This is a genomic window from Thiobacillus thiophilus (assembly GCF_055378705.1).
In genome coordinates, this window is the sequence record NZ_AP042404.1 from 478,990 (window position 1) to 504,156 (window position 25,167).

Below are 25,167 nucleotides of genomic sequence, written 5' to 3' on the forward strand. Positions count from 1 at the left end.
AAAAACAACGCTTAGGGAAGCGCTGAACAATTCAATACGGCCGTCATTGCGTGCGCAGCGAAGCAATCCAGCGTATTGATTAAGCAGACTTTCTGGATTGCCCTGAAGGACTCCGATCCACTATGGGCTGAAGCCCATGTGGAATCGTATGTCACGGTGAAAGTGCCTGAATCGTCGCTCTTTTATTTCGATTTATTCAGGCGCCGAACTTGTTCAGCCGGCCGGCATGGGCCAGTGCCAGCCCATGAGATGCAGGCCGGGGCGCAGCCCGCCGGCGCGGATCAGCACCGGCACCGGATGCCAGCTGTGGGCGGCCATCACAGCCGGGGTCGAATGATCCGCGGTCACCACCAGCACATCGGGCTGCAGATCGAGCAGGCCGGGCAGCAACCGGTCCACCGCCTCGATGACGGCCACCTTGCCCTGCATATTCCCATCCTCGCCGTGCTTGTCGGTCCCGTCGCCACGTCCAGGCCGAGCAGCCGGCTGAGGCCGCGATACATGGGATAGTGCGCGAGGCACAGCCCCTTCAGGCCGAAGCGCGCCTGCAAGGTCGGCAGGGGTGCATGGCGCTGAAATCCGCGCAGCAGGACGGCGTTGGCGCTTTTTTCGCCGGCAAGCGCGTCGCGCGCCTGCCCGATGAAGGCATGTGCCAGTTCCGCCGTCGGCCGTGCCGTGGCGGACAGGGCCATCGGTTCGCGAGGGGGAACGCCGGTGGCTTGTGGATCCGTATCCTGGATATCTCCCGCCAGATTGGCGCCTCTTAGCACCAGTACGGCGCGGTGCTCGGCGACGGTCTCCAGAAACCACTCGCCGTCGAAATCCAGCTGGACGGCACCCCGAAGCCTGTCGCACAGACGGCGATTGGTTTCGCTGGAAATGCGGCCGGCGCGACGGTCGGTAACACGGCCCTCGCCGTCGATGGTGGCGAAGTTGATGCGCGCCGCCACATCGCGCCCTCACGCAGGTCGAAGTCGACACCGAGCGCGGACAGCACGCCCCGGCCCAGACGGAAACGTAGCGGATCGTAGCCGAACAGCGTCAGCTGGCCGGGGCCGCTGCCGGGCGTGATGCCGGGACCGACCAGTTCCAGCAACCCGCATGCCGAGTCGCGCATGACCCGGTCGAGATTCGGCGTGCGGGCCATTTCCAGGGCGGTCTTCCCGTTTGCACCGTCGCGCAGGCCGCCGGCGCCATCCAGCACCAGATAGGACGATGCGGCCGCCGGCGCGGGCAAGTTCTTCCCAGACCGACGAGATATCGCTTGGGGCACTCATGATGGGCTCAGCGGTTCATCGCGCCCATGGGCAATCAGCTTAAATTGCCGCCCGGGTAACGCGCTCGTGTTCGTTTGCCCCGATCGCCGCGTTCGCCAGGTCGAGGAAAATCGCATCGCCAAAAGAGTCGTTGGCGCTGAAGCGGTTGCTGGAAATCAGATTCAGCCGTTCGCTTACCCGGTGCGGCGTGCCGAGATCCGACCAGCCGCATTGCGGCACCGGAACCACCCGCAAATCCGCGACCTGGAGCTGCAGGATGTGGTGCGAGAAATCGACGTCTGGAATCTGCTGATACAGATGGCCCAGTGCCCATGACGGATTGGCGGGGTCGGCTATCCTCGCCGTCGTGGTGTCGATGCTGTGGGCGTGGTTCGGAAAGCGCATCTTGAACAATTCCAGCAGAAGGTCGCCTGCCGCGGCGAAAATACCGCTGTTCCACAAGGCGCCTTCCTGGATCAGCTTGCCCGCCACGGTGCGGGACGGCTTCTCGACAAAATGCCGTACCCCTTGCGCATCCTGTCGGGTCGCCTTCTGCGGCATGATGTAGCCCAGTTCCGGGTCTGCATCGGCAGGCTCGATCCCCAGCAGGAAGATTTCCCTGGCCCGGGCCGGCATTCCGGCAAGCATGGAAGACATGGCCTGAATCAAGGTTCCCTCGTTCAGCACGTGATGGTCGGCGGGGAGGAAGATCAACCGGGCCAGGGGATCGCGCTTGAGAATGTACGCGAGCGCAAGCAGCACGCCGTTGCCTGTGCCGCGGTTGCGCGGCTGGACGATCAGGTTGTCCGGACGGATGTCATGGGGGTTTTCACGCCACCAGCGCTCATGCTCTTTTGCAACGACCGCACAGACACGATCATCGGGAACGACGGCCCTTGCCCGCGCCAGCGCAAGTCCGAACAGCGAGGGTCCGCCGTGAAGCGAGCAGAATTGCTTGGGCACATGCCTGCCCGCTTCGTCCATCGTCAGTGCCGCAAGGCGTTTGCCTTCACCCGCCGCCAGCACCACCGCCCAGATATGGTTGTCCTGCATAAATTTCCTCCGTGCCGCCATCCAGTAAAAACATTAGCCGGCTTCTAGAATCTTGCCGAGAACCCATGGGAGGGGCGCCCTCGCCCCGAATGTCGTGCCGTCTTGACCGGGCCCGCGCCGAACCAGGCCGGATTGAATGGCAGCCTTTCCGTTGCCCCGCTTCCAGTTGGCCGGTCGCCATCAGGAAGCCACAACGCCGCTGAACAGGCCAACGGGTTGCGACAGGGCTCTCAAGGGGACTCTGGAGCCCCAGTTCTTCATGCTGTCAACCAGGATCAGGCGAATGTCCTTGTGACGACTCGCATGTTTCAGCACAGCCTGACCGAGACATCCCGCCTGCCGGTACAGGCAGCCATTCAATCCGGCCTGCTTCAATCGGGCCACGAAATCCGCCAGTACCGGCGACGGCGCATCTTCATCGTCCACCAACAGGACATTGACCTTGAATTTCATCTTCATGCAGTATTCGAAGACGGCATTCAGCACCGACCGTTTGACCAGATGGCCATGCAGGGCAATCAGTATGCGGCTCATGGTCTGACGGCCTCCCGGATTTTGTTCGCGCGGGACGTCATGGCAGCCAGTTCTCTTTAAACACACCTTTTTCCCCGAGACCGATGGCCAGTTCTTTTTGTGCCTCCACCTGGATCTGCCGGACCCGCTCGCGCGTGACCTTGAGGTCCTTGGCCAGTTCTTCCAGGGTGGCCACGTCCTGATTGTTCAGCCCGAAACGCCGCTCGATCACCCAGCGATGCTTGTCCGAAAGTTTGGCCAGCCACTCCGTCACGAACCCTTCAAGCTGGGCTTGATACAGATGCTCGTCGGGGGGCACGCAACGCTCGTCGGCGATGGCTTCGCCCAGTGTCAGGTCGGGGTCGATGTCGAGGGGGGCATCGAGGGGAACAGGCGGCCGGTTCAGTTGCATGACCCTGCGCACCGCCTCGATGGATTTGCCCGTGAGGTGGGCGATCGCATCCGCCCCCGGATCCGACACGCCCAGCTTGTCCAGCTTGCTGCGGGCACGCAGGCAGACATTGAGTTCCTTGACCACATGCACGGGCAGGCGGATGGTGCGCGACTGGTTCATCAGGGCGCGCTCGACGGATTGCCGGATCCACCAGGTGGCATAAGTCGACAGCCGGAAGCCGCGATCCGGGTCGAATTTCTCCAGAGCGTGCATCAGCCCCAGATTACCTTCCTCGACCAGGTCCAGCAGCGGCAGGCCGCGTCCCAGATAGCGCTTGGCGACATACACGACCAGCCTGAGGTTATGCGTGATCAGCACCTCGCGTGCCTTTTCATCGCCGTCACGCATACGCCGGGCGTATGCCTGTTCCTCGTCGGCCTTCAATATCCGCAGGCGGCTGATGTCCTCGAAATAGCGCTGGGTGATGTCCAGGGCGTACTCGTCCTCGTCATGAGTCCCGGTTGTAGCCTTCCCGCCGGTTTGCGGCGCATCGATATCGATGGTATCGACGGCGCTTTCCGGTGCGCGGTAATGCGTCTCGGGATCATGAAAGTTATCGTGCCACATGCTCACCTCCGATCTGGAATTGCCGTACAGGATGGCGGGGGGCGGTCGAGGGCAAGGCACATACCCCGCTTGAAAGCTGCCGGATCTCCAGCGCGAAATCCAAGGTAGTCGGTTCGATATGTTTGACCATAACCCTCTCCTCTTTAATCTTTTGATTTGACAAGCCCGATAGCGAAGTCGGCCAGAATGCACCGGCGACGGTGGGTCACTCGACAAGCTCAGTCGACAGGCAAAGAGTACCGATCATGGCGCCGCGGCATCATTCGTGCGGACACTCAGTGAAACCACGTAGTGGAACCGTAACCAGGAGGAAACAGGGATGTATTAGGGAAGCGCTGAACAATTCAACATGGCCGTCATCCTATGCTTGCGCCAACTCGTTTTGAATAGGATATTCGAGACGAGCCAGGAGAAGGGTCTGAAGCCGAAGTTGTCATGAGTCGTTCGAGGCTGTTCGCAATGGTGGTTGCCCTTCTCCGCCCTTACTGATTCCGGACAGTTCATTGGGGCGTGACCCCGCATTCAGGATGGATGGAAAGTGTAAGTGGCTGGTTTTTCATACATTTCCAAGGATTCAGGGGTGATTGATGATTGTAGGCATTGATATCAGCAAGAAATGGTTTGATGCGGCCTGGCAGGTGGATGGTCAGGGCCGGCATCAGCGCTTTGAGTACACCGATGAAGACATCGGCCAGTTGTTGGCGCAAACGCCCGAGGCGGCACACTACGTGATGGAAGCAACGGGAACCTACCATGCGCGCTTGGCGCTCAGGCTGCATGAGTCGGGGCGGCGAGTGAGCGTAGTCAACCCGCTGGTCATCAAGCGCTTTTCCCAAATGCAGCTGTCACGGGTAAAGAGCGACCGTGCGGATGCCGAGTTGATCCGGCGCTATGGCGAACAGCAGCCCTTGTCGCCCTGGGCGCCCGCCACGGATGAAGTACTTGAATTGCAGCAGGCGCATGGCTGGCTGAACGACCTGATCGGGGAGCGCACCCGGCTGCTCAACCGGCGCGAAGCCCATGCCCACCACGCCAAACCCAACGCCTTCGTCATTTCGCAGATGGCAGCGCAGTTGCAGCAACTGGACGGACAGATCAAGACATGCGAACGGCATCTGGAGGTGATGGTAAAAAAGTCTTTTACCGAGTTGTTTGAGCGGCTGCTCACGATTCCCTCGATCGGCGCCAAGACGGCGATCGAGCTGATCATCGTGACGGACGGCTTCAGGCGCTTCGAGGACGTCAAGGCGCTGTGCGCCTATATCGGGGTGAGCCCGACGACATTCCGCTCGGGCAGCTCGGTCAATGGCAAAGGCGGGATCGCCAAGCTGGGGCAGGGGCGGATGCGTCAATTGCTCTACCTGTGCAGTTGGACCGCGAAGACCTGCAATCCGGCCTGCAGGGCACTGTATGCCCGCTTGAAAGCACTGGGCAAGCCGCCGAAGGTCATCAACGTCGCAATTGCGCATAAATTGTTGAGGCAGGCCTTCGCGGTGGCAACGACCAATGCGCCTTTTTCGACAGAATATGCTTGACGAGAAGCACAGTTCATTGCGAGCGCAGCGAAGCAATCCAGCGTATTGATTAAGCAGGCATTTCTGGATTGCCGCGTCGCTGCGCTCCTCGCAATGACAAATTAATCAGCGCTTCCTTAGGGAAAAACGGCTTCGGCCCGGAGCGGGTTCCCTTGTTCAGGGCCAGGGACCTGTGGGCGAGCCGCCCTCGCCACTGTTTTCGGGCTCAGGGTTTGCAGCAAGTGGCCATGTTGAGCAGGTCCGCCAGGTTGGCGGCGCCCATCTTGTGCATGACATGGGTGCGGTGGACTTCCACCGTGCGCGGGCTGATGCCCAGTTCCCGTGCGACCTCCTTGCTGGTGAGGCCCGACACAATGAGTGCCATGCACTCGATTTCGCGTGGACTCAAGCGGGCATAGCGCTGCTGGATGGCCTGGGTGCGGCCCTGTGTCTGGCGCCATTCCAGATCCAGCGCCAGGGCCCGCTGCACCCGTTCGAGCAGTGCGGCGCCCTGAATGGGCTTTTCCAGGAAATCCACGGCGCCGGCCTGCACCGCCCGTACGGCCATTGGGATGTCGCCGTGACCGGTAAGGAAGATAGTGGGAATGGTCAAGCCGCGCGCGTTCAGCGCCGCCTGGACTTCAAACCCGGTCATGCCCGGCATGGCCATGTCCAGTAACAGGCAGCCGGGGCGGTCTGCCTCATGGGCCACCAGGAAAGCGGGGCCACCGGCGTGAGCCTCCACCTGCAGGCCGGCCGTTTCCAGCAACTGGGTCAGGGCATCGCGCATCGCGGCGTCGTCGTCGACTACAAATACGGTCGGGTTCATGGGGCGAAGGGAAGAACGAAATGGAAGATGCCGCCGGGAATGTGGGGCTCGACCCACAGCCGACCACCGTGGGCCTCGATCAGGCTGCGGCTGATGCGCAGCCCCACGCCCAGACCATATTCCTTATGGCTGGCCAGCGGCTCGAACACCTTGTCGGCCACCGCCGCATCGATGCCGGGGCCGCTGTCGATGACGCTGACCTGGGCCATGTCCTCGAACCGCCGTGTCGTCACGGTGATGCTCCCGCTGCTCATGTTGGCGTCGCGGATGGCGTCGATGGCGTTGCGCAGCAGATTGAGCAGCACCTGTTCGATGTGCACGTCCACCGCCAATACCGGCGGCAGCGTTGTCAGGTCGAGCGCGATGTCGACCCCCCGGGCACGTGCCTTCGGCGCCATCAGGGTGCAGGTGCTGCGCGCCACGGCATTCAGGTCCGTGGGCACCGGGTCGATCCGGCCCCGCCCCACGAACGCGCGCAAATGTCGGATGGCTTCGCCGGCGCGCAGGGACTGCTGGCTGATCCGCTCCAGATTGGCGGCCAGCCTGTCGTGATCCAGCGGCATGTGGCGCAGGAGCTGTTTGCCCGTTTCGGCATAGGTCGCGATGGCGGCCAGCGGCTGGTTGAGTTCGTGGGCGAGCAGGGTCGCCAGCTCGTTGGCGGTCTGCAGGCGTTGCAGGCGGGAGGCTTCTTCCAGCGTTTCCCGCGCCCGGTTCTCGGCATGGCGCTGTTCGGTGATGTCGATGCCGGTGCAGATAATGTGTTGAACCTGCCCCGCCTCGTCCCGCAGCGCCGAATTGCACCAGCTGATCAGACGCATGGAGCCGTCCCGATGAAGCCAGTGGTTTTCGTGCCGGATATGGTCCTCGCCGGACCGTAGCCTGTCGTTGACGCGGCGCACCCCGTCCTGTTCGTCGGCGGGAATCAGGTTTTGCCACTTGGAGCTGCCCTGGAATTCGGCAAAGTCATAGCCCGTCGTGGTATTGCAGGCCGTGTTGAACCGGACCAGCCGTTCTTCGGTGTCGATCACGAGAATCATGGCGCCCACGGTATTCACGATGGCGTCGATGAAATTGCGCTCGTGTTGCAGTTGCGCGCTGTTCTCGCTCACCCGCTGCTCGAGATGCGCCGTCAGATCGCGCAGTTCCAGCTCGGCCCGCTTGATCTGCGTAATGTCGGTCAGGCTCAGCACCACGCCGCCGATGCGGTTGTCCGCGATTCGGTAGGGCGTGATGCGGCGCAAAAACCATTGCTCGCCGCCGCGCGACACTTCGCGCTCGCATGGCGCCAGAATCTGCAGCACCCGGTCGATATCCCGCGACAATTCCGGATCCTCGAAACGGGCGGTGATGTGGTCGATGGGGCGGCCGACGTCGGTGGCGATCAGGTTGAACAAGCGGGTGGCGCTGAGCGTGAAGCGCTGGATGGTGCGGTCCACCCCGAGAAACAGGGTGGCGTTGTCGACACTGGCCAGCAGATTGGTCATGTCGTTGTTGGAATTTTCCAGCTCGTCGACCTTGTCACGCAGTTGGGAGTTGACCGTGCTCAATTTCTCGATGGCACTCTGCAGCGCCTCGTAGCGCCGGTTGATCACCACGGCGGCGGGGGCGACGAAGTGCTGCACGTATTTGAGCAATTCCTCCGGCATCTGGCCGGGCGGCAGCACGTAGTCCGCAAGCCCAGCGTCGATGGCGGAGAGGGGCATGCCGTTGTATTCGGCGCTGGACGGCTCCTGCACCATGGCCATCCCGCCCTCGGCCTTGACGGCCTTAAGCCCTAGCGAGCCGTGGCTGCCGGTGCCGGTGCCGGACAGAATGATGCAGATGGCGCGTTCCTGCTGGTCCGCTGCCAGCGAGCACAGGAAGGGATCGATGGCGGTCTGGCCGGCCCCCCGGTCGGGGGGCGCGCTCAACTGGATGACCCCCTTGTGCAGGGTCAGGTGATGATTGGGCGGGATGACGTAGACATGGTCGGCTTCGAGACGTTGCCCGTCCCTGGCTTCCACCACCGGCATGGCGGTCTGCTTGTCCAGCAGCGGGGCCATCAGGCTTTCGTGCTTGGGGTCGAGGTGGGGAATGAGCACAAAGGCTATCCCGCTGTCTGCCGGCATCGCCTGGAAGAATTGCTTGAAGGCTTCCAGACCGCCCGCCGAGGCGACCATGCCCACGACCGCCTGGAGCGGCTGCGCGGTGGATTCCGTGTTTTCCGTATTCGGTGACGATGGCGCTGCCTTCCTGCGGTTGGCAGCGAACCTGGCGCGCTCGGCCCCGGCTTGGCCGGGTTTTTCCTGGGGTGCAGTCTTTTTGACGGGCATACGCTCAGGAAGCGGAATCGTGAAACATCAAGGTCATCTAATCTCCCCGGCAGCCAAGTCTGGAACAGGTGTTCGTTATCGTCATGAACAAGCCATGCCAACAGCAGAGATAGTAACAAAAAATTTTGCGCGCGCGGGACCGTCTGTGCGGCGGGGAGAGGCGAGCCAGCCCTGAAAACTGCAGCGCCGAATTCCGGCAGGGTCAGCCTATTGAGAATGTGCTGATCAACAGCAAAAACAGCAGCATGCCATTGATGCCGCATAAACCTTGAAACAGCAGTTGAACCACAGAGGCACAGAGAGCACAGAGGAAAAACAACACCTTGCATGGGTCAATGCGCCCACCCGATGGGTGAAGGCTGGTTGATCGGCAACCCATTTATTCCCTGCCGTTCTCCGTGCCTCTGTGTCCCAAGGGATACCGTCCCTGCAGGACATATCTCTGTGGTGAGGTCTTCAGGATAAAACACCTTATACGCCTTTCTGCTTCGTGGGCGGGCTGTGCTCAACATCGTAGCCCCCCGTCAGGGCATGAAGCACGGCAAGTATCCTTGACAGCTGCGAAGACTCGCCGCCTGACATGCCCTCTTCTTCGGCGACGGCAAGCTCGCTGGCATCGTACGCCCAGCGGCGTAGCAGATCGATTTTCTGTTCCTGCGTCAATCCGCGAAAATCACGCAGCGCCTCGGGGCTGCAGAATACCGAACCGGGATCGAGCCGTGCCCTCTCGAGATCTATCTCATATTTGTTTTCAGTCATTCGCGTGCCTGGCTCCATGAACGCGTCGCAGCATGTCATGACCATTGCCCGTCGGCATGCTGCCTCCAGTCTAAGCGGACGACACATGGACGGTGTGCGTCAACTTCAATGCTCAGAATAGACCCGGCAGGCCACTTATTCCGCATTGCCCATAATTTTCAGGCGTAGAGCGGGAATGCTTTCCCTCCGTGTCGCAGGCTCACATTACCAGGCCGCCACCCATGCCCGTCCACAACGCCGATATCGCCGCCGTCCTCGATGAAATCGCCGAGCTGCTGAAAATCCAGGGCGCCAACCCGTTCCGCATCCGCGCCTACCGTAACGCCGCGCGCACGCTGGACGAACTGCCGCCCGGCAGGAAATCGTTCTGGATATTCGTGACCGGCAATACATCGCCTGGCTGAAGCTGCCAGCGTTCCGGTTTGGAAGACTTCGCTTCAGCGTTCAAGTCGGCGCGCTAATGCAGCTCTTCGTCCTGATCGTGGTGGAAGACCAGTTCCGCCAACTCGACCCCGATCGGTTTGCCCAGTGGCTGCCCGTGCACATCCACCGCCTGAAACAGCCACCGCCCATCCGACAGCCAGCAGTAGCCGAACTGCTCCTGATAAAAACACTCCTTGGGTTCCATGGTTCCTGCCTTTCTGCTGGACCGACATCCCTTTGAGTCTGGCATATTATGAAAATGCTGCCAGCCGCCATTAAGGAGACGCCGATGAGCCCGGATGCGCTTTGCCTGTTTGCGCTTGACGCCAGCCGCCCCTTCGGCAAGCGGGTGGCGACGGCACTGGGGGTCGCGCTGACCCGCCACGAGGAAAGGGAATTCGAGGACGGCGAGCACAAGGCGCGGCCGCTGGAAAACGTACGCGGCAAGGATGTCTACGTGATCCACTCGCTCTACGGCGAGCCGGGCATGAGCGCCAACGACAAGCTGATCCGCCTGCTGTTTTTCATCGGCGCCCTGAAGGATGCATCGGCCGGCCGGGTCACCGCCGTCTGCCCCTATCTGGCCTATTCCCGCAAGGATCGCAAGACCAAGTCGCGCGACCCGGTCAGCAGCCGCTATGTCGCCCAGCTGTTCGAGTCGGTGGGCGCCGACCGCATGGTGACGCTGGACGTCCACAACCCGGCCGCCTATCAGAATGCCTTCCGCATCCCGGCCGAGCACCTCGAAGCCCAGGGTCTGTTCGTCGCCTGGTTCACGGCACGGCTGCAGGACGAGCCTGTGGTGGTGGTTTCACCCGACGCCGGCGGGGTGAAACGGGCGGAAGCCTTTCGCCAGGCCCTCAGCCAGACGCTCGGCCGCCCCATTGCCGCCGCCTTCATGGAAAAGCGCCGCAGCGAAGGCGTGGTGTCCGGCGAAGCGGTGGTGGGCGACGTCGGCGGCAGAACCGCCATCATCGTCGACGACCTGATCAGCAGCGGCACCACCCTGGCGCGCGCCGCCGCCGCCTGCAAGGCGCTGGGGGCAAACCAGGTTTACGCGACAGCCAGCCACGGCATGTTCGTCGGCGCGGCCGACGCGGTGCTGGCCGACCCGGCGCTGGACAAAGTGCTGGTCACCGACTCGGTGCCGCCCTTCCGCCTGCCGCCGGCACTGCAGGAAAGCCGGGTGAAAGTACTGGCAGCCGCCCCGCTATTCGCCGAGGCCATCTACCGCCTGCACAGCGGCGGCTCGCTGGTCGAACTGCTGCAGGTGTGAGCCAGTGGGGCTCGGGCCGAATGCGGGCGGCGGCGCGGTGCGGGCATTCGCGGCGAGGACGCCGGTGCGTGGTTGTTGCCGCTTCAGCGGCTTAGTGCATGGCTGTTGCTGCTTTAGCAGCTTACAGACATGGCCTCCCCCTTGCGGGGATAACCACGGCCTACCCCTTGCGGGTGCTCCCCGCATAAAGGCATCGAAGCACGGTTGAATGGTTTGCACGTCTCAGTTCCCGGCCGAGTCGGCATGCCGTTGCGCCCATTCGAGATAGTCCCTCGCCGTGGCAATCCATTTTTCCGGCAGATGCCGCCCGTCGTCGCGCAGGTGCCACAGGGCGAGCTTGGCGCGCAGCATCGCCCGGCAGCTCTGGTAGAAATGCAGCAGGCCGATGGGCGGCGCATCGCCACTCGCCTCGCCATATTCTTCCAGCAGCCAGCGGGCCACGTGCGGCGCGTGCAGCCGCTCGCACTCCAGCGCCAGATAGCCCAACTCGTCGGCCGGGTCGAGGATGCGGTACTCGCGCTTGAACTCCAGGCAGTCAATGACGACCGGTTGCGCCAGCAGGCACACATGTTCCGGCCGCAGGTCGCCGTGACCCTCGACGATGCGACCCGCTTGCACGCGCCGGTCGAACAGCCCCGCATGATGTTCCAGGAAGTCAAGCTGGAAGCAGGCGAGCCCCGCCGGCACGTCCCGGGGCAGGCCGAATTCCGGGCTGCCGAGTTCGCGCAGATTGTCCTCGATCCACCCTGCCAGGGATTGCCGATACGCCTCGGGCGCGAGGGGTTCTGCGGGAAGCGCGGCGTAGAAGCGGGCAAGCCGGCGGGCCAGTTGAACGATTTCCGGCTGCCTGACCGCCCCGTTGCGGAGCAGATGGTCGAGCATGCGGTCCGCCGGCAGCCGCTGCATCCGCACCAGCCAGTCGACCGTCTCCCCTGCTCCGCCCAGGCTCAGGCGGCCCGCCGCGTCCAGCACCAGCGGGACCACCCCCAGGTAAACCTCGGCGGCCAAGCGGCGGTTGAGCCGCACTTCCACTTCGCAGTCCAGGCGCCGCGCCTCGACCGTGCTGAAGTCGAGGTAGTCGTAGCGCACCGGCTTTTTCAGCTTGTAGGCGTGGGTATCGGTGAGGAAAATCCAGGACATGTGGGTCTCCACCGCTTCCACCCGCGACGGCGCCTCGGGGTAGGCAGCCGGCCGCCCCAGGAAATCGAGCTTTGTTTCGAGGCTGGCGGCCTGTTCCGGCCGGATTGAAACGTGTGGAGGGCGGCTTTTGTCCATCCGTTAATGATAGGCGGGCCACGCACCGGGAAATGGGGGCAGCCTTGCCCGGGAAACCATCTGCTATACATTTAAACAGGAAGTGGTTTTGGGCAAATCGTCATATCTCCATGCGACACCAAACCAGCAGGAAACACCATGATCCGTAATCCCATCGATGTTGCCAGCCGCGTCAGCCCACGCTTATCGGCACTGCTAGGCAGCTGGGTCGACAACCCGGAATGCGAGCAACCCGTCACGCTCATGGCGGTGCGCCGTTTTCTCGCCGACCTGTTGCCGGACGACTTCAAGGAAGCCGAGCGACTGCATCACTTCGATGTCGACATATCGATCCTCGACGAACTGGATGCGCTCATCGAGGAGTTCGGTGGCTCCTCATTGGCTGTCGATTTTGTGCAGGTCAGCGCAAGCGAATCTCTCTCGCGCGCGATCGAATCGGTAGTCGGAGACGAGAACCGCGAGAATCCTCCTACGCTCGATACGGTCAGGGACGCCCTTCTTGCCGGCCTCGGCGCGCGTCTGGTGGGTGACGGCGTCCTGGAGGACGACGAGGACGATACGCTGCTGCCGGAGATCGACGCGCTGATCGAGCATTTTGGCGCCGATACGCTCGCCGAAACGCTGCTGCGCTATGAGTAACCATCGTCCGGTCTTGATCGGCGTGAGGGAGCTGCCGGCATGGTGAGGCATCGGCGTTCGAGGCGTGCGCTCGCCCTGTTTCTGGTGGTGCTGGGCGGCATCCTGATGTATCTGGCGCCCGAGATGTGGGGCGGACTGGCGGTGCTTGCGCTGGGGGTGGTGATCGAGCTGGTCGGCATTTCACTGGAACGTAAAGCCCCATGAAAGCCCTGATCGTCAGCGCCGACCATTTCGAGGATTCCGAGCTTCTGTTTCCGTTCTACCGGTTGCAGGAAGCGGGGCTGGTGGAGGTCGACCCGCAGGCGTACGACCTGCCCGTTCTTCCTGGCGGCAAGGCGCCCGCGACCCTGCGCAAGGACGCGGGCGCCATACCGGATCAAGCCTGTACCACACCCTGGCCGTGGCGTGCATCAAGGGCGTAAAAAGCGCACTAACGACAGAACGCCATGTCATAGACGGCGCCCTCCAGCGCTATGTCTATGTCGAGCTGGAGCCCTCGGTGGACGCGGATGAAATTGAGGCCACCATCGTTAACGATCCCCTTCCTCGATGAACAGACGCTGGTCTTCGCAGTGCCCAGTGTCGCCGCGCTGGCGAAAACCGACCATGGCGTGATACGGGAACGCCACGCCGCGCCGGAAGAAATCAGCCACGCCTCGTTCCTGCTGGAAGCCCGCTACGATGAGGCGGGGCTCGCGGCGCGAGTGATGCTTGCCGCCGCACGCGCGTTGCCGTTTCTGCCGGCGGGCGCCTATTCGCTGCTCGATCTGCCGCCGGGTGCGCTGTGGGACAGATCAGCGTCCTGTCGCAGAAAAAGAATGGCTGTAAGCACGGTTATTTTTGGTGTCATCAAAAGGAGCGCAAAATGAAAACCCGTTTCACTGACTTTCACCCTGTCCGGCGTGACCGTCTGATCCAGGAAAACCGGCACGATGCCTACAAGGCCAAGCACAAGCTGCCGGAACCCACGATATGTCCGCAATGCGGCGCCGTGTTCCACGAAGGGCGCTGGCAATGGCTGGCGAAGCCTGCCGAGGCCCACGAGGAAATGTGCCCGGCCTGCCATCGCATTCATGACGAGTTCCCGGCCGGCTATGTGAGCGTGGGCGGCTCGTTCTTCAAGGATCATCGCGAGGAATTGCTGCATCTGGCCAGGAACGAGGAAGCGCGGGCCAAGGCCGAGCATCCCCTGAAGCGGATCATGAAGATCGAGGATCAGGACGACGGCATCCTGATCACCACCACCGACATCCATCTCGCCCGCGGCATCGGCGAGGCGCTGCATCATGCCTGCCAGGGTGAACTGGAATATCACTACAACGAGCAGGAGAACCTGCTGCGCGTGGTGTGGGAACGCTAGCAGCCAGTCGAACCTGAAGGAAATCGGCTGCGAATCCGTCTGCCGGTTCACTGTCTCCTTTAAAACGGGCTCTCAAGGGAGCCCGTTTTTTTGCCGCGTAGATTAGTATCCAATACATTGAGGTCGTTAATGCCTGTATACATCCACCCATGAAATGGTCCATTGAACAAAAGGTGTTTACCGGCTTTGCCGTAGCGCTGGCTATTTTTGCCATCATCGGCTGGCTTGCCTATCAGTCGACGGTAAGCTTCATGCATGCGTCCACCCAGGCCACGCGCAGCCAGGAAACCATCACTGCCCTTGAAGAAATCTTCTCCCTGGCAAACCAGGCGGAAACACGGCAGCGCATGTATCTGATCAGCGGCGATGAACGCCACCTCGCCCCCCGAGACACCTACATCGACCGCATACATGTACTGTTCGGCAACGTCCGCGATGCAACGCTGGGCGATCCCGGCCAGCAGGCATTGCTGCGCCAACTGGACCAGCATATCGAAACACGTCTTGCGCTGCTGGAAGGCGTATTGGAGATGCGCCGCGAGCAGGGCTTCGAGCAGGCGCGCCTCAAGCTGATGGCCGGCGACGGTGAGCGGGAAATGGATGCCATTCATGATTCGGTGCGGAAGATGCAAAGAGGCGAAGCCGCCCGTCTGCAACAATCGGTGGACACCTCCCGGCAAAATGCCGACCGCATGCTGACCACTTTCTTTGTGGCGCTGGTTTTTGTCGCCCTCTTCTTCAGTGTGCTGTTCGCATTCATCGCTCGCGAAATGGCGGTGCGCAAGCGCAGCCAGGAGCAGCTCGCCAGGCAAGCCGAACAACTGCGCGAAGGGGAAGCCCGGTTGCGCGCTGTGGTGGATACTGCGGCTGAGGGAATCATCGTCATCGACGAGCAAGGCATCGTCGAAAGCTTCAATCCGGCGGCGGAGCGCATCTTCGGCTTTACCAGAGACGAGGTCGAGGGCCGCAACGTCAGCATGCTGATGCCCGAGCCCTATCGTCAGGAACACGATGGCTACCTGGAACGTTATCGCTCAACCGGCGAGAAAAAAATCATCGGCATCGGGCGCGAAGTGCTTGGTCAACGCAAGGGGGGCAGCGTATTTCCGCTGGAACTCGCCGCGGCGGAAATGTATGTTGGCGGCCACCGCAAATTCACCGGCATGGTGCGCGACATCAGCGAGCGCAAACAGGCGGAGGCGCAGAAGTCGCGTTTGATGCACGAACTGGAAAGCGCAAATGAAGAGCTAAAAAACTTTGCTTATGTCGTGTCTCACGACCTCAAGGCGCCGTTGCGTGCCATCGGCTCATTGGCAGACTGGCTTTCCACGGATTACGCGGACAAGATCGATGACGAGGGCAAGGAACATATGCGCCTGCTGGTCAGCAGGGTACACCGCATGAGCGGCCTGATTGACGGGATTTTGCAATATTCGCGGGTGGGCCGGGTGACCGAGGCGGTCGTCGCGGTGGACCTCAACCGGCTGGTCGGGGAGGTGGTCGATCTGCTTGCCCCGCCGGCGAACATTACGATCAGCGTCGAAAACCCCTTGCCGACCATCATGGCCGAACCGACCCGCATCCAGCAGGTGTTCCAGAACCTGCTCTCCAACGCCATCAAATACATGGACAAACCCGAGGGCGAAATTCGTATCGCCTGTGGCGCCGAGGGCAAGCAATGGAAATTCAGCGTCAGCGACAACGGCCCCGGCATTGAATTGCGCCATTTCGAAAAAATCTTCCATCTGTTCCAGACGCTCGCCCCGCGCGACCGGGTGGAAAGCACCGGCGTGGGCCTGGCGCTGGTCAAGAAAATCGTGGAAATGTACGGCGGCCGCGTCTGGATCGAGTCTAAAGTCGGGGAGGGAAGCACCTTTTTCTTTACACTCCCCAACACTGCAGCAAGCGCAAGCTCAACCAAAGGAAAAAGAATTTGAAGATCATCAACAAACCCATTCTCCTGGTGGAAGACGATCAGGTGGACGTCATGACGGTCACGCGCGCCCTGAAGGAGATCCACGTGACGAATCCGCTTGTCACGCGCGAAAACGGAGAGGAAGCCCTGAATTACCTGCGCGACCCTAACAGCGAGAAACCGTGCATCATCCTGCTCGACCTCAACATGCCCATCATGAACGGCATCGAGTTCATGCAGGTGGCGAAGCACGATGACAAGTTGAAAGCCATTCCGGTGGTCGTGCTGACCACGTCCGAGGAGCAACAGGACAAGGTGAACAGTTTCAATCTGGGGGTGGCCGGCTATATGGCCAAACCGGTGGATTACCGGCAGTTCGTCGAAGTCATGCGGACGATCAACGCCTATTGGACTGTCAGCGAAATGCCCTAGCGCTCCGGGAGCATTGCTCGTTGTTTAACGACAAGATGGACTGATTGTGACCAAGTCGAAAGTACACGTACTCATCGTCGAAGATGACGCGGTGGACCGCATGGCCTGCCGCCGCGCGCTTGCGCGGGACCCGGACTACGAATTCGTGCTGCTGGAGGCCGAAACCGGCCGGGAGGGGTTGCAGCTTGCCCACGCACACAAGCCGGACTGCGTCTTGCTCGACTACCACTTGCCGGACCTGAACGGTTTGGAATTTCTGGCCGAACTGGCCGACGACACGGGCACGATCCCGGTGCCCGTAATGATGCTGACCGGCACGGACAACGCGGCAGTCGCGGTGGAGGCCATGAAGCGCGGCGCGCAGGACTACCTGATCAAGGACGTGGACCGGCAATACCTCGAATTGCTGCCCGCCGTCATCCAGCGGGTGCTGCGCGAGCGGCGGATGCTGACGGAAAAGAAACAGACAGAAGACAAACTGCTCCAGGCCGAAGCCAAGTACCGTTCCCTGGTCGAGCAGGTTCCGGCGATCACCTATGTCGCGTCTCTGAGCGAAACCAACCCGATCCTGTACATCAGCCCCCAGATCGAGAAAGCATTGGGCTTTTCCCAGGAAGAATGGCTGGCTGATCCTGAGCTTCACATCAGGCAGATTCATCCGGACGATCGCGTGCGCGTGGACGATGAACTGGCGCAAAGCCGCCTCAAAAGCAAGCCGCTGCGCTGCGAATATCGTCTGCTTTCCCGGATTGGAGAGGTTTTTTGGTTCCGCGACGAGGCCAGCGTGGTGCAGGATACGTCGGGGCGCTCGCTGTTCCTTCAAGGCATTTTGGTGGACATCACCGAAAGCAAGCGAGCCGAAGAAGAACGCCAGGCGTATCGCGCCCACCTTGAAGAACTGGTGGAACAGCGCACCGGCGCACTTGAGAATGCGAACAAGCAGTTGCGCCATGAGCTCATCGAGCGCAGGCGGACGAAAGAAGCCCTGTTCAAGGAAAAGGAGCGTGCCCAGGTCACGCTCGAATGCATCGGCGATGCCGTCATTACCACCGACGCCGCAGGAAAGATCGAATATCTGAATCCCGTTGCGGCACAGCTAACCGGCTGGAGCGTCGCGGAAGCGCAAGGCCAGCCGCTGCAGCACGTGTTCAACATCATCGACGAAACCACCCGGGAGCCGGCGGAAAGCCCAGTGGCCCGCTGCCTGCGCGAAGGCTACAGCATCGGCTTGACCAACCACAGCATTCTGGTGCGCCGCGATGGCAGCGAGCTCGCCGTCGCCGCCACGGCCTCGCCCATCCACGACCGGGAAGGGAAAGTGACCGGCGTAGTGATGGTGTTCCGTGATGTCACCCAGGCGCGCACGCTGGCCCAGCAGCTTGCCCACCAGGCCACTCACGATGCGCTCACCGGCCTCGCCAACCGGCGCGACTTCGAGCGGCGCCTGCAGCATGCCCTGGAAAATGCTCGTGTGGACGGCGGCGAACACGCCTTGTGTTATCTCGACCTGGACCGCTTCAAGGTGATCAACGACACCTGCGGCCACGCCGCGGGCGACCAGTTGTTGCGCCAATTGAGCGCCATGTTGCAGAAAAAGATGCGCAGCCGGGACACTCTGGCACGTCTCGGAGGCGACGAATTCGGCCTGCTGTTTGAACATTGCCCCCTGGGACAGGCATCGCGCATTGCCGAGGAGCTGTTGCTGGCCGTGCAGCAGTTCAGGTTTGTGTGGGAGGGAAAAGTTCATGGCGTCGGCGTCAGCATCGGCGTTGCCCCGATCACCGCTGCCAGCGAAAACCTGTCCTCCGTGCTGAGCGCTGCCGATGCGGCCTGTTACACCGCAAAAGGAAAGGGGCGCAACCAGGTTTATGTTTATCAGGTCGATGATGCCGACCTGGCGCAACGCGGCAGTGAAAAGCGATGGGTGGCGCGCATCGCCCAGGCGCTTGAAGAAGACCGGTTCGGGCTGTACTACCAGCCGATCGTCACGCTGGTGCCACAGGCCAGTAAGCTTGCCCATTACGAGATCCTGGTACGCATGCTGGAGCCAGACGGTCAACTAATCGAAACAGGCGCCTTCATGTCTGCAGCGGAACGCGGCAATCTGATGCCGGCCATCGACCGCTGGGTGGTGCGCCGGGTCATTTCCTGGCTGGCCGCCCTGCCGCCTGGGAGCGTACAGCGGGCTGCCCTCTATTCGATCAACCTCAGCGCCGCCTCGCTGGCCGATAACACCCTGCCGGATTTCATTCAGGAGCAACTGCTCCTGAATCAGATCCCGGGGGATGTGCTGGGTTTCGAGATTGCGGGAATGACAGCCATCGCGAACCTGACGCAGACTGCCCATTTTTTTCATGAACTCAAAAAACTGGGCTGCCGGACCACGCTTGATAACTTCGGTGGCGCCATGTCTTCCATCGCCGGTCTGAGCGTGCTGCAGATGGACTACATCAAGATCGACGGTACCTTCGTAAGGGACATCGCGCAGGACCGCGTCGCTCAAGTGTTGGTGGATGCCTTCAACCAGGTGGCGCACGAAATGGCCGCCAAGACCGTGGCGGGATGGGCGGAGAACCCGGCCATCCTGGGCAGCCTGGTGGAGATCGGCGTGGACGCCGCGCAGGGCTACGCGATCTCCAGGCCGCGGCCATTGGAAGAATTGGGAAAAGAACTGGTGCACCACCGCCCCGAACCATGAAGGCTCTTTCATCGTTATTTATTGGTGTTGGGCGCCGCCGATAGGGGTAGAGAAAGGCTCTCGCCCTCCCCTCCCTCCGAACCGTGCATGCGGTTCTCCCGCACACGGCTCTCCAGTCAGTGGTTTCCTCATCGGGATTGGCTCGCCGACATTCGGGCTTCTGTCATGGTGAACAGCCCCAATGCAGCGAAGTAGGCATTTGGCCAGCGCTGGTGATCGGCGTGACATTTCCCAAATCCGGGGCGCTTTTCCTGCTTGCGCAGGATCGCCCGGAGTCTTCGACGGATGAATCCATCCAGCCTGGGAAATGCCCAGCGGCAGGCGTGCTTGAAGTAGCCATACCAGCTCCCGATCAGCGGGGTGAGGTCGGCAACGATCCGCGTCAGGCTGTCGCCTCGGGTGCGACGTGTCTTTTCCCGTATCTTGTCCTTGAACCCTTGCAGGCTCTTTTTCCTCACCCAGCGCTTGCCCGCTTCAAACCGGTAGCCAAGAAACTCGAAGCCTTGTCCCTCTATCCGGCAATCCCCAGTGTGGGTCTTGTCGGGGCGCAGGGTCAGGCCGTTTTCTTCGACCCACGCTTTGACTTCTTCCAGTGCCGCGTGCGCTTGTTCCGCTCTTCAGCCTTGCGGTACGACGAAGGCTCTGACTCCTGATACGCGTCACCGCGCGCACAGGTCTCCCCGCTTATCTAGGGAACCGCTGATTAATTTCATTGCGAGGAGCGCAGCGACGCGGCATACGATTCCACATGGGCTTCAGCCCATAGTGGATCGGAGTCCTTTAGGGCAATCCAGAAATGCCCGCTTAATCGATACGCTGGATTGCTTCCCGCCGCGCTTCGCTCGCGGTCGCAATGACGGCCATATCGAATTAATCAGTGCTTCCCTAGGGTCTTGCCGTGCCACCTTTGCGGGCTACCGCCCGCATCGCGGCTGGCCGACACCAACAAATAACGGTGAAAGAGCCTTCTTAAAGGGACTCTGCGGGCAGGTGCTTCGCGAACCAGGCCGCGGCCTGGCGCGCCACCTCCTCCAGGGTGCCGGGCTCCTCGAACAGGTGGGTGGCGCCGGGAACGATCACCAGTTCTTTTTTGCAATGCAGCTGGTCGTAGGCCCGCTGGTTGAGGTCGATCACGACGTCGTCGAGGCCGCCAACCAGCAGCAGGGTCGGCGCGGTCACGGTCGTCAGTGCCTGGCGGCTGGCCAGGTCGGGGCGGCCGCCGCGCGAAACCACGGCCCGGGCATCCGCACCCAGCATCGCCGCCGCCTCGATCGCGGCGGCAGCGCCGGTGCTGGCGCCGAAAAATCCGAGTGGCAACTCGCGGGTGGCGGGCTGCGACACCACCCAGCGCGCGGCGTCCAGCAGGCGCTGCGTCAAGAGCGCGATGTCGAAGCGGCGGTCGTAATCGCGATCCTCTTCCGGCGTCAGCAGGTCCATCAGCAGGGTGCCGACGCCGGCCTGCCGCAGCACGCCGGCCACATGGTTGTTGCGCGGTGAATGGCGCGACGAGCCGCTGCCGTGGGCGAACAGCACCAGCCCGGCGGCGTGCCCGGGGATCTCCAGCATGCCTTCGATGGTGACCGTGCCGGCGGGAATATACGCCAGGGTCGACGTGCTCATGCCCGATCCTCACGATGCATGGCAATCGGAATACGGCGGTTGCCGAAGGGATGGCTGAACGCACCGAAGCGGCCGGCGATGGCGTTGCCGCAATGCGGGCAATGGCCGTCCGGGGTCACGCTGTAGTGGTCGATGCGGTACCAGTCGCGCACGATCAGCGCTTCGTGGCAATTCGGGCAGAACGTGGTGCCGCCGGTGGTGTCGTGCACGTTGCCGGTGTAGACGTAGTGCAGACCGGCCTTCAGCGCGATGTCGCGCGCGCGGGTCAGCGTGGAGGCCGGTGTCGGCGGCACGTCCATCATCTTCCAGTCGGGATGGAAGGCGGAAAAGTGCAGCGGCACGTCGGGGCCGAGCTCACGCAGGATCCACTGGCTCATCGCCTCGATCTCGGCGTCGGAATCATTGTGGCCGGGAATCAGCAAGGTGGTGATCTCGAACCAGACGTCGGTCTCCCGTTTCAGATAGGTCAGCGTGTCGAGCACCGGCTGCAGGTGCGCGCCGGTCAACTTGACGTAGAAGTCGTCGGTGAAGGTCTTGAGGTCGACGTTGGCCGCGTCCATCCTGGCGAAGAATTCCCGGCGCGGCGTCTCGGTGATGTAGCCAGCGGTGACCGCCACGGTCTTGAGGCCGCGCGCATGGCAGGCGTCGGCCACGTCCATCGCGTATTCGGCGAAGATCACCGGGTCGTTGTAGGTGAAGGCCACGCTCTTGCAGCCGGCGCGCTCGGCAGCGGCGGCGATCTCGTCCGGCATCGCCTGGTCGACCATGGTGTCGGTCTCGCGCGACTTGGATATGTCCCAGTTCTGGCAGAACTTGCAGGCGAGGTTGCAGCCGGCGGTGCCGAAGGAAAACACCGAACTTCCGGGATAAAAGTGGTTCAGCGGCTTCTTCTCGATGGGGTCGACGCAGAAGCCGGACGAGCGCCCATAGGTGGTCAGCACCATCTTGCCGCCTTCCATCTTGCGCACGAAGCACAGGCCGCGCTGGCCCTCGTGCAGCTTGCAGTAGCGCGGGCACAGGTCGCACTCGATACGGCCGTCGGGCAGCACGTGCCACCAGCGCGCCGGGGTGTGAGATTCGGGGATACTCATGCGGATGACTCCTTCCACTTGCTGACGGTGTAGCGCGACAGGCGCACCTCTTCCGCCCAGAAATCCATCGGCAGCCCGGCCTTGCGTTTCAGGTGCGCCATGAACTCGGCCGGATCGGGCAACTGCTCCCACACCTGCGGCAGAAAGGTGCTGCGGTAATGGGCATATTCGAACACCACGCCGTCGACGTTCGGCCGCAAACTCGCCAGCGCATGTTCTTCACTCACCACCACCAGGATTTCACTCGGCGAAAGCACCGATACCTCGACCCGGATCTCGTCGAACTCCACGTGTGTAAGCGGCATGAAGCGCGGATCGCGAAACGCCGCCGCCACCGCGTTTTCACGCACATCCAGCCCCAGCGGACGGTGCGCCTCCAAAGTGCCGATGCAGCCGCGCAGCTCGCCCTGCCGGGTCAGGGTGACGAAGCTTGCGCCCGGTTCCGCAAGCCAGCCGGCCGGCGCAGGAGATGACACGTCATGCCCCAGTTTCGTGGCGATTTCCGACCGTGCCAGTTTCAGCAGGGTCGAGCCTTTTTCCGCGCTCTGCTGCGCCAATTCGACGCTTCGATTCTGCTCATGCGTGTTCATGATGGGCCTCGGGCTCGAATGCGAAGGCGGCATAGCCGACCACCCGATCAGGGTCGCCAGCGGTGTCGCTGGAATTGCATACATTCAGCTTGACCGCACGCAGGTCATGCTTTCTCGCCGCCAGCAGCAGCCCATTGACCGGCGTGGCGCCGCAGGCCTGCTCGTGGCTGAGGTGCGAATCCAGCGCCAGGATGGCCTCGATGGTGCGGCCGTCTACCTTGCGCGCCTCCGCGTCGGGCAGGAAATGCGACAGGTCGGAACTGATCACGATCAGCGTCTCGTCGCCGCCCCATACTTTTTCCAGCACCTCGGCCACCTCGGCCGCAGTGGCCTCGCCCACTGCCAGCGGCAGCAGCTGGAAATCGCCCAGTACCTGCTGCAGGAAAGGCAGCTGCACCTCCAGCGAGTGCTCCATCTGGTGCGCCGCGGTACTCCTGGTCACCTGGGGCAGCGCATCCAGCCGCTGCATGGCCTCACGATCCAGCTGCACCTTGCCGAGCGGCGTGACAAAGCGATCCGCCTCCGGCAGCGCCAAGCCGCGGACGTAGACGCGATGGGCGGGGCCGAGCAGCACCACCCGGCGGATGCGGTCGCGTAGCGCCTCCAGTTGCGCATAGGCGCTGGCCGCGACCGCGCCGGAATAGACATAGCCTGCGTGCGGTACGATCAGCGCCTTGGGCGGGCGCGACGGAGAACCGGCCGTAGCATTCGCCAGCAGCGCATTTACGGTGTGCCTGAGCTCGGCCGGATCGTCCGGGTAGAACATTCCGGCAACGGCAGCGGGTCGGATAATCGACATGCAATTCTCCCTCTTGGTTCAGCTTAGTAAATCTGGGGGAACACCCCGGATTTCAAGCCGGACATGCCGGGGAAACGCGTTTTCCACCGATAATGACGCGGGCAGGACGGACAGGTTCAATCAGCGGAGGGTATATGAGGTCATCCAGGGCGGCCGACGCGGACGCATTGTTAAAGGCGATCCTGCGGGAATCGGCTACCGAGGTGCTGGTCTTCGACGCCGACTCCCTGCGCATCACCCACGCCAACCCTGCCGCCACGCGTAACCTGCAATATCCGCTCAAGGCCCTGAAACAGCTGACGCCACCGGACTGCCTGGCCGAAGCGGATGTGCACGTCTTCCGCTCCCTGCTGGCCATGCTGCAAAGCGGCAAAAAACGCCGTACCACGATCAGCGCGCACTGCCGCCGCCGCGACGGCAGCAGCTATCCGGTTGAAGCCAAGCTGTTCCGTTCTGTCGGCCAGGGCCGGCCGATATTCACCTGGATCGCCAGCGACGTCAGCCAGCGCGAAGCCACCCGCCAGGCACTGGCGCATTCGGCGCTGGACCTGCGCGCCATCGTGGCACACATCCCCGGCATGGCCTACCAGGTGCTGCGCAAGCCGGACGGCAGCATCTCGCTGCGCTACATCAGCACGCAATCCGCGCAACTGCTCGGCATCAAGCCGTCCGCCCTGCGCGCCGACCCGGCACGCTTTTTCGAGCTGATCCTGGAAGAGGACAGGGCCGACTATCTGTCCCGCCTGGCCAGGGCGGACGGCGGCCATCTCAGCTTCAACTGGGAAGGCCGCATCTGGATGGAGGACTGGAAGGACGTGAAGTGGGTGAGCCTTCGCCTCAGCCAGCGCGAGACGCCGGATGGCCTGATCTGGGACGGCATCATGCTGAACGTGACAAAAAGCAGGCTGGCCGAGGCGGAAATCCGGTATTCGCGAGCGCAGCTCGCCGCGCTGGCCACGCACGTCGAATCGGTCAAGGAACAGGAGCGCCTGCACCTGGCGCGCGAAGTGCACGACGACCTCGGCGGCAATCTCACCGCGATCAAGATCGGCCTGTCCTGGCTGATGCGGCATCTGCCGCCCGGTGAAGCCAACCTGCTCAAGCGCACCGCCTATCTGGACAAGGTGGTCGACCAGACCATCGATGCCACCCATCGCATTGCCTCCAGCCTGCGGCCGCCGGCACTGGATTTCGGCATCGTGTCTGCGATCGAGTGGCAGCTGCGGCACTTTGGCCGAAACACCGACCTCGTGTGCGAACTCAGCGCGCCCGATGCAGCAATTCCGCTTGGCCCCGACGCCGCGATCACCGTGTTCCGCATCGTGCAGGAAGCGCTGACCAACGTGGCCAAACATGCTCGCGCCACACGGGTCAAGGTCGTCCTTGCCCAGCACCAGAACGAACTGCGGGTGACCGTCACCGACAACGGCCGGGGCATCCAGCCGCTGCGCGGGAAAAATGACGGGCATGGTTTTGGTGTCCTCGGCATAACCGAGCGCGCCACCGCGCTGGGCGGCGAACTCACCGTGCAGCCCGCCAAGCGCCGGGGCACCCAGGTCAGCCTGTGCATTCCGCTCCCCACCACCCCGCCCGACGCGACGAAATGACGCATAATCCTGGAAACCGCAGTTGACCGCTTATCATCCTCAGGAATTACACATGAATGCTTGCTCCAGTGCCGTCGATCACGTTCGCCTGTTGGGTGAGTACGCTACGCGCCCGATTGCACAATTTGCGCGCCGCCTGGCTGCGTTGCTCTTCGTTGCAGGGAACGACCATGCGCCTCATCGCG

The 25,167-nt window shown here is 62.4% G+C and carries 28 protein-coding genes; 12 read left to right on the forward strand and 16 right to left on the reverse strand.

The genetic code is table 11. The features are described from left to right. Positions 1 to 213: 213 nt before the first annotated feature. From ACZ41T_RS02300 to ACZ41T_RS02325, 6 genes are all read right to left on the reverse strand, one after another. On the reverse strand, positions 214 to 429 hold the full coding sequence (locus ACZ41T_RS02300; protein WP_464922869.1) for a hypothetical protein: 216 nt from the start codon (positions 427 to 429) through the stop codon (positions 214 to 216). Continuing rightward, positions 345 to 881 (reverse strand): alkaline phosphatase family protein, encoded by a 537-nt coding sequence (locus ACZ41T_RS02305; RefSeq protein ID WP_464924012.1) that lies wholly within the window; start codon positions 879 to 881, stop codon positions 345 to 347. Before ACZ41T_RS02305 ends, ACZ41T_RS02300 begins: the two co-directional genes overlap by 85 nt. Next, positions 764 to 1,237, reverse strand: coding sequence for a hypothetical protein (locus ACZ41T_RS02310; RefSeq protein WP_464922870.1), 474 nt, complete (start codon positions 1,235 to 1,237; stop codon positions 764 to 766). The genes ACZ41T_RS02305 and ACZ41T_RS02310 overlap by 118 nt, the downstream gene beginning before the upstream one ends. A gap of 79 nt (positions 1,238 to 1,316) precedes the next feature. Next, the gene (locus ACZ41T_RS02315) at positions 1,317 to 2,285 is read right to left on the reverse strand and encodes a sugar phosphate nucleotidyltransferase (protein WP_464922871.1); all 969 of its coding nucleotides are present in this window, start codon (positions 2,283 to 2,285) and stop codon (positions 1,317 to 1,319) included. A gap of 204 nt (positions 2,286 to 2,489) precedes the next feature. Then, positions 2,490 to 2,843, reverse strand: coding sequence for a hypothetical protein (locus ACZ41T_RS02320; RefSeq protein ID WP_464922872.1), 354 nt, complete (start codon positions 2,841 to 2,843; stop codon positions 2,490 to 2,492). A 37-nt stretch (positions 2,844 to 2,880) separates the two neighbouring features. Next, positions 2,881 to 3,843, reverse strand: coding sequence for a sigma-70 family RNA polymerase sigma factor (locus tag ACZ41T_RS02325; protein ID WP_464922873.1), 963 nt, complete (start codon positions 3,841 to 3,843; stop codon positions 2,881 to 2,883). A gap of 587 nt (positions 3,844 to 4,430) precedes the next feature. Between ACZ41T_RS02325 and ACZ41T_RS02330 the strand changes: the two genes are divergently transcribed. Further along, positions 4,431 to 5,378 carry an IS110 family RNA-guided transposase gene (locus ACZ41T_RS02330; RefSeq protein WP_464922210.1) on the forward strand — a complete coding sequence of 316 codons (948 nt, stop codon included), beginning with the start codon at positions 4,431 to 4,433 and terminating at the stop codon, positions 5,376 to 5,378. A gap of 205 nt (positions 5,379 to 5,583) precedes the next feature. On the opposite strand, the gene ACZ41T_RS02335 is transcribed toward ACZ41T_RS02330, so the two are convergent. The 3 genes from ACZ41T_RS02335 to ACZ41T_RS02345 form a co-directional block, all read right to left on the reverse strand. Next, complete coding sequence (locus ACZ41T_RS02335) at positions 5,584 to 6,186, reverse strand: response regulator transcription factor (protein WP_464922874.1); 603 nt, start codon at positions 6,184 to 6,186, stop codon at positions 5,584 to 5,586. After that, complete coding sequence (locus ACZ41T_RS02340; protein ID WP_464922875.1) at positions 6,183 to 8,498, reverse strand: chemotaxis protein CheB; 2,316 nt, start codon at positions 8,496 to 8,498, stop codon at positions 6,183 to 6,185. Before ACZ41T_RS02340 ends, ACZ41T_RS02335 begins: the two co-directional genes overlap by 4 nt. 471 nt (positions 8,499 to 8,969) lie before the next feature. Continuing rightward, positions 8,970 to 9,257, reverse strand: coding sequence for a hypothetical protein (locus ACZ41T_RS02345; RefSeq protein WP_464922876.1), 288 nt, complete (start codon positions 9,255 to 9,257; stop codon positions 8,970 to 8,972). A gap of 221 nt (positions 9,258 to 9,478) precedes the next feature. Between ACZ41T_RS02345 and ACZ41T_RS02350 the strand changes: the two genes are divergently transcribed. Continuing rightward, positions 9,479 to 9,661, forward strand: coding sequence for a hypothetical protein (locus tag ACZ41T_RS02350; protein WP_464922877.1), 183 nt, complete (start codon positions 9,479 to 9,481; stop codon positions 9,659 to 9,661). 53 nt (positions 9,662 to 9,714) lie between these two features. Here the strand turns inward: ACZ41T_RS02350 and ACZ41T_RS02355 are convergent, their stop codons facing one another. Next, positions 9,715 to 9,885: a hypothetical protein gene (locus ACZ41T_RS02355; protein WP_464922878.1), complete on the reverse strand. Its 171-nt coding sequence runs from the start codon at positions 9,883 to 9,885 to the stop codon at positions 9,715 to 9,717. A gap of 84 nt (positions 9,886 to 9,969) precedes the next feature. On the opposite strand from ACZ41T_RS02355, the gene ACZ41T_RS02360 reads away from it, so the two are divergent. Continuing rightward, positions 9,970 to 10,956 carry a ribose-phosphate diphosphokinase gene (locus tag ACZ41T_RS02360; protein WP_464922879.1) on the forward strand — a complete coding sequence of 329 codons (987 nt, stop codon included), beginning with the start codon at positions 9,970 to 9,972 and terminating at the stop codon, positions 10,954 to 10,956. A 222-nt stretch (positions 10,957 to 11,178) separates the two neighbouring features. On the opposite strand, the gene ACZ41T_RS02365 is transcribed toward ACZ41T_RS02360, so the two are convergent. Beyond that, positions 11,179 to 12,231: a hypothetical protein gene (locus ACZ41T_RS02365; protein ID WP_464922880.1), complete on the reverse strand. Its 1,053-nt coding sequence runs from the start codon at positions 12,229 to 12,231 to the stop codon at positions 11,179 to 11,181. Positions 12,232 to 12,369: 138 nt separating this feature from the next. On the opposite strand from ACZ41T_RS02365, the gene ACZ41T_RS02370 reads away from it, so the two are divergent. The 8 genes from ACZ41T_RS02370 to ACZ41T_RS02405 all read left to right on the forward strand — a co-directional run bounded on the left by ACZ41T_RS02370 (position 12,370) and on the right by ACZ41T_RS02405 (position 19,275). Continuing rightward, the gene (locus tag ACZ41T_RS02370; RefSeq protein ID WP_464922881.1) at positions 12,370 to 12,870 is read left to right on the forward strand and encodes a hypothetical protein; all 501 of its coding nucleotides are present in this window, start codon (positions 12,370 to 12,372) and stop codon (positions 12,868 to 12,870) included. Positions 12,871 to 12,909: 39 nt separating this feature from the next. Then, positions 12,910 to 13,074, forward strand: coding sequence for a hypothetical protein (locus ACZ41T_RS02375; RefSeq protein ID WP_464922882.1), 165 nt, complete (start codon positions 12,910 to 12,912; stop codon positions 13,072 to 13,074). Continuing rightward, the gene (locus ACZ41T_RS02380; protein ID WP_464922883.1) at positions 13,071 to 13,292 is read left to right on the forward strand and encodes a hypothetical protein; all 222 of its coding nucleotides are present in this window, start codon (positions 13,071 to 13,073) and stop codon (positions 13,290 to 13,292) included. The genes ACZ41T_RS02375 and ACZ41T_RS02380 overlap by 4 nt, the downstream gene beginning before the upstream one ends. 87 nt (positions 13,293 to 13,379) lie before the next feature. Continuing rightward, positions 13,380 to 13,739: a hypothetical protein gene (locus ACZ41T_RS02385; RefSeq protein WP_464922884.1), complete on the forward strand. Its 360-nt coding sequence runs from the start codon at positions 13,380 to 13,382 to the stop codon at positions 13,737 to 13,739. Beyond that, complete coding sequence (locus ACZ41T_RS02390) at positions 13,736 to 14,230, forward strand: BCAM0308 family protein (protein WP_464922885.1); 495 nt, start codon at positions 13,736 to 13,738, stop codon at positions 14,228 to 14,230. The genes ACZ41T_RS02385 and ACZ41T_RS02390 overlap by 4 nt, the downstream gene beginning before the upstream one ends. A gap of 149 nt (positions 14,231 to 14,379) precedes the next feature. Further along, entirely contained in the window at positions 14,380 to 16,167 is a 1,788-nt protein-coding gene (locus tag ACZ41T_RS02395) for a sensor histidine kinase (protein ID WP_464922886.1), read from the forward strand. Beyond that, on the forward strand, positions 16,164 to 16,577 hold the full coding sequence (locus ACZ41T_RS02400; protein ID WP_464922887.1) for a response regulator: 414 nt from the start codon (positions 16,164 to 16,166) through the stop codon (positions 16,575 to 16,577). The genes ACZ41T_RS02395 and ACZ41T_RS02400 overlap by 4 nt, the downstream gene beginning before the upstream one ends. Before the next feature lie 46 nt (positions 16,578 to 16,623). After that, on the forward strand, positions 16,624 to 19,275 hold the full coding sequence (locus tag ACZ41T_RS02405; RefSeq protein ID WP_464922888.1) for an EAL domain-containing protein: 2,652 nt from the start codon (positions 16,624 to 16,626) through the stop codon (positions 19,273 to 19,275). Between the two features lie 128 nt (positions 19,276 to 19,403). On the opposite strand, the gene ACZ41T_RS02410 is transcribed toward ACZ41T_RS02405, so the two are convergent. The 5 genes from ACZ41T_RS02410 to amrB all read right to left on the reverse strand — a co-directional run bounded on the left by ACZ41T_RS02410 (position 19,404) and on the right by amrB (position 23,375). Then, positions 19,404 to 19,733: a group II intron maturase-specific domain-containing protein gene (locus ACZ41T_RS02410; protein ID WP_464922889.1), complete on the reverse strand. Its 330-nt coding sequence runs from the start codon at positions 19,731 to 19,733 to the stop codon at positions 19,404 to 19,406. 511 nt (positions 19,734 to 20,244) lie between these two features. Beyond that, positions 20,245 to 20,895: a dienelactone hydrolase family protein gene (locus tag ACZ41T_RS02415; protein WP_464922890.1), complete on the reverse strand. Its 651-nt coding sequence runs from the start codon at positions 20,893 to 20,895 to the stop codon at positions 20,245 to 20,247. Next, complete coding sequence (gene amrS, locus ACZ41T_RS02420; protein ID WP_464922891.1) at positions 20,892 to 21,986, reverse strand: AmmeMemoRadiSam system radical SAM enzyme; 1,095 nt, start codon at positions 21,984 to 21,986, stop codon at positions 20,892 to 20,894. The genes ACZ41T_RS02415 and amrS overlap by 4 nt, the downstream gene beginning before the upstream one ends. Beyond that, complete coding sequence (amrA, locus tag ACZ41T_RS02425) at positions 21,983 to 22,576, reverse strand: AmmeMemoRadiSam system protein A (protein ID WP_464922892.1); 594 nt, start codon at positions 22,574 to 22,576, stop codon at positions 21,983 to 21,985. The genes amrS and amrA overlap by 4 nt, the downstream gene beginning before the upstream one ends. Then, entirely contained in the window at positions 22,563 to 23,375 is an 813-nt protein-coding gene (amrB, locus tag ACZ41T_RS02430; RefSeq protein WP_464922893.1) for an AmmeMemoRadiSam system protein B, read from the reverse strand. The genes amrA and amrB overlap by 14 nt, the downstream gene beginning before the upstream one ends. A 134-nt stretch (positions 23,376 to 23,509) precedes the next feature. On the opposite strand from amrB, the gene ACZ41T_RS02435 reads away from it, so the two are divergent. Further along, positions 23,510 to 24,982 carry a PAS domain-containing sensor histidine kinase gene (locus ACZ41T_RS02435; RefSeq protein WP_464922894.1) on the forward strand — a complete coding sequence of 491 codons (1,473 nt, stop codon included), beginning with the start codon at positions 23,510 to 23,512 and terminating at the stop codon, positions 24,980 to 24,982. Positions 24,983 to 25,167: the final 185 nt, after the last annotated feature.

Bases quoted from the DNA above. Each gene is read 5' to 3' on its own strand.
- ACZ41T_RS02300 (WP_464922869.1), bottom strand. From the start codon at position 429: ATGCAGGGCAAGGTGGCCGTCATCGAGGCGGTGGACCGGTTGCTGCCC.
- ACZ41T_RS02320 (WP_464922872.1), bottom strand. From the start codon at position 2,843: ATGAGCCGCATACTGATTGCCCTGCATGGCCATCTGGTCAAACGGTCG.
- ACZ41T_RS02325 (WP_464922873.1), bottom strand. From the start codon at position 3,843: ATGTGGCACGATAACTTTCATGATCCCGAGACGCATTACCGCGCACCG.
- ACZ41T_RS02330 (WP_464922210.1), top strand. From the start codon at position 4,431: ATGATTGTAGGCATTGATATCAGCAAGAAATGGTTTGATGCGGCCTGG.
- ACZ41T_RS02335 (WP_464922874.1), bottom strand. From the start codon at position 6,186: ATGAACCCGACCGTATTTGTAGTCGACGACGACGCCGCGATGCGCGAT.
- ACZ41T_RS02340 (WP_464922875.1), bottom strand. From the start codon at position 8,498: ATGCCCGTCAAAAAGACTGCACCCCAGGAAAAACCCGGCCAAGCCGGG.
- ACZ41T_RS02345 (WP_464922876.1), bottom strand. From the start codon at position 9,257: ATGACTGAAAACAAATATGAGATAGATCTCGAGAGGGCACGGCTCGAT.
- ACZ41T_RS02350 (WP_464922877.1), top strand. From the start codon at position 9,479: ATGCCCGTCCACAACGCCGATATCGCCGCCGTCCTCGATGAAATCGCC.
- ACZ41T_RS02355 (WP_464922878.1), bottom strand. From the start codon at position 9,885: ATGGAACCCAAGGAGTGTTTTTATCAGGAGCAGTTCGGCTACTGCTGG.
- ACZ41T_RS02360 (WP_464922879.1), top strand. From the start codon at position 9,970: ATGAGCCCGGATGCGCTTTGCCTGTTTGCGCTTGACGCCAGCCGCCCC.
- ACZ41T_RS02365 (WP_464922880.1), bottom strand. From the start codon at position 12,231: ATGGACAAAAGCCGCCCTCCACACGTTTCAATCCGGCCGGAACAGGCC.
- ACZ41T_RS02370 (WP_464922881.1), top strand. From the start codon at position 12,370: ATGATCCGTAATCCCATCGATGTTGCCAGCCGCGTCAGCCCACGCTTA.
- ACZ41T_RS02375 (WP_464922882.1), top strand. From the start codon at position 12,910: ATGGTGAGGCATCGGCGTTCGAGGCGTGCGCTCGCCCTGTTTCTGGTG.
- ACZ41T_RS02380 (WP_464922883.1), top strand. From the start codon at position 13,071: ATGAAAGCCCTGATCGTCAGCGCCGACCATTTCGAGGATTCCGAGCTT.
- ACZ41T_RS02385 (WP_464922884.1), top strand. From the start codon at position 13,380: ATGAAATTGAGGCCACCATCGTTAACGATCCCCTTCCTCGATGAACAG.
- ACZ41T_RS02390 (WP_464922885.1), top strand. From the start codon at position 13,736: ATGAAAACCCGTTTCACTGACTTTCACCCTGTCCGGCGTGACCGTCTG.
- ACZ41T_RS02395 (WP_464922886.1), top strand. From the start codon at position 14,380: ATGAAATGGTCCATTGAACAAAAGGTGTTTACCGGCTTTGCCGTAGCG.
- ACZ41T_RS02415 (WP_464922890.1), bottom strand. From the start codon at position 20,895: ATGAGCACGTCGACCCTGGCGTATATTCCCGCCGGCACGGTCACCATC.
- amrS (WP_464922891.1), bottom strand. From the start codon at position 21,986: ATGAGTATCCCCGAATCTCACACCCCGGCGCGCTGGTGGCACGTGCTG.
- amrA (WP_464922892.1), bottom strand. From the start codon at position 22,576: ATGAACACGCATGAGCAGAATCGAAGCGTCGAATTGGCGCAGCAGAGC.
- amrB (WP_464922893.1), bottom strand. From the start codon at position 23,375: ATGTCGATTATCCGACCCGCTGCCGTTGCCGGAATGTTCTACCCGGAC.
- ACZ41T_RS02435 (WP_464922894.1), top strand. From the start codon at position 23,510: ATGAGGTCATCCAGGGCGGCCGACGCGGACGCATTGTTAAAGGCGATC.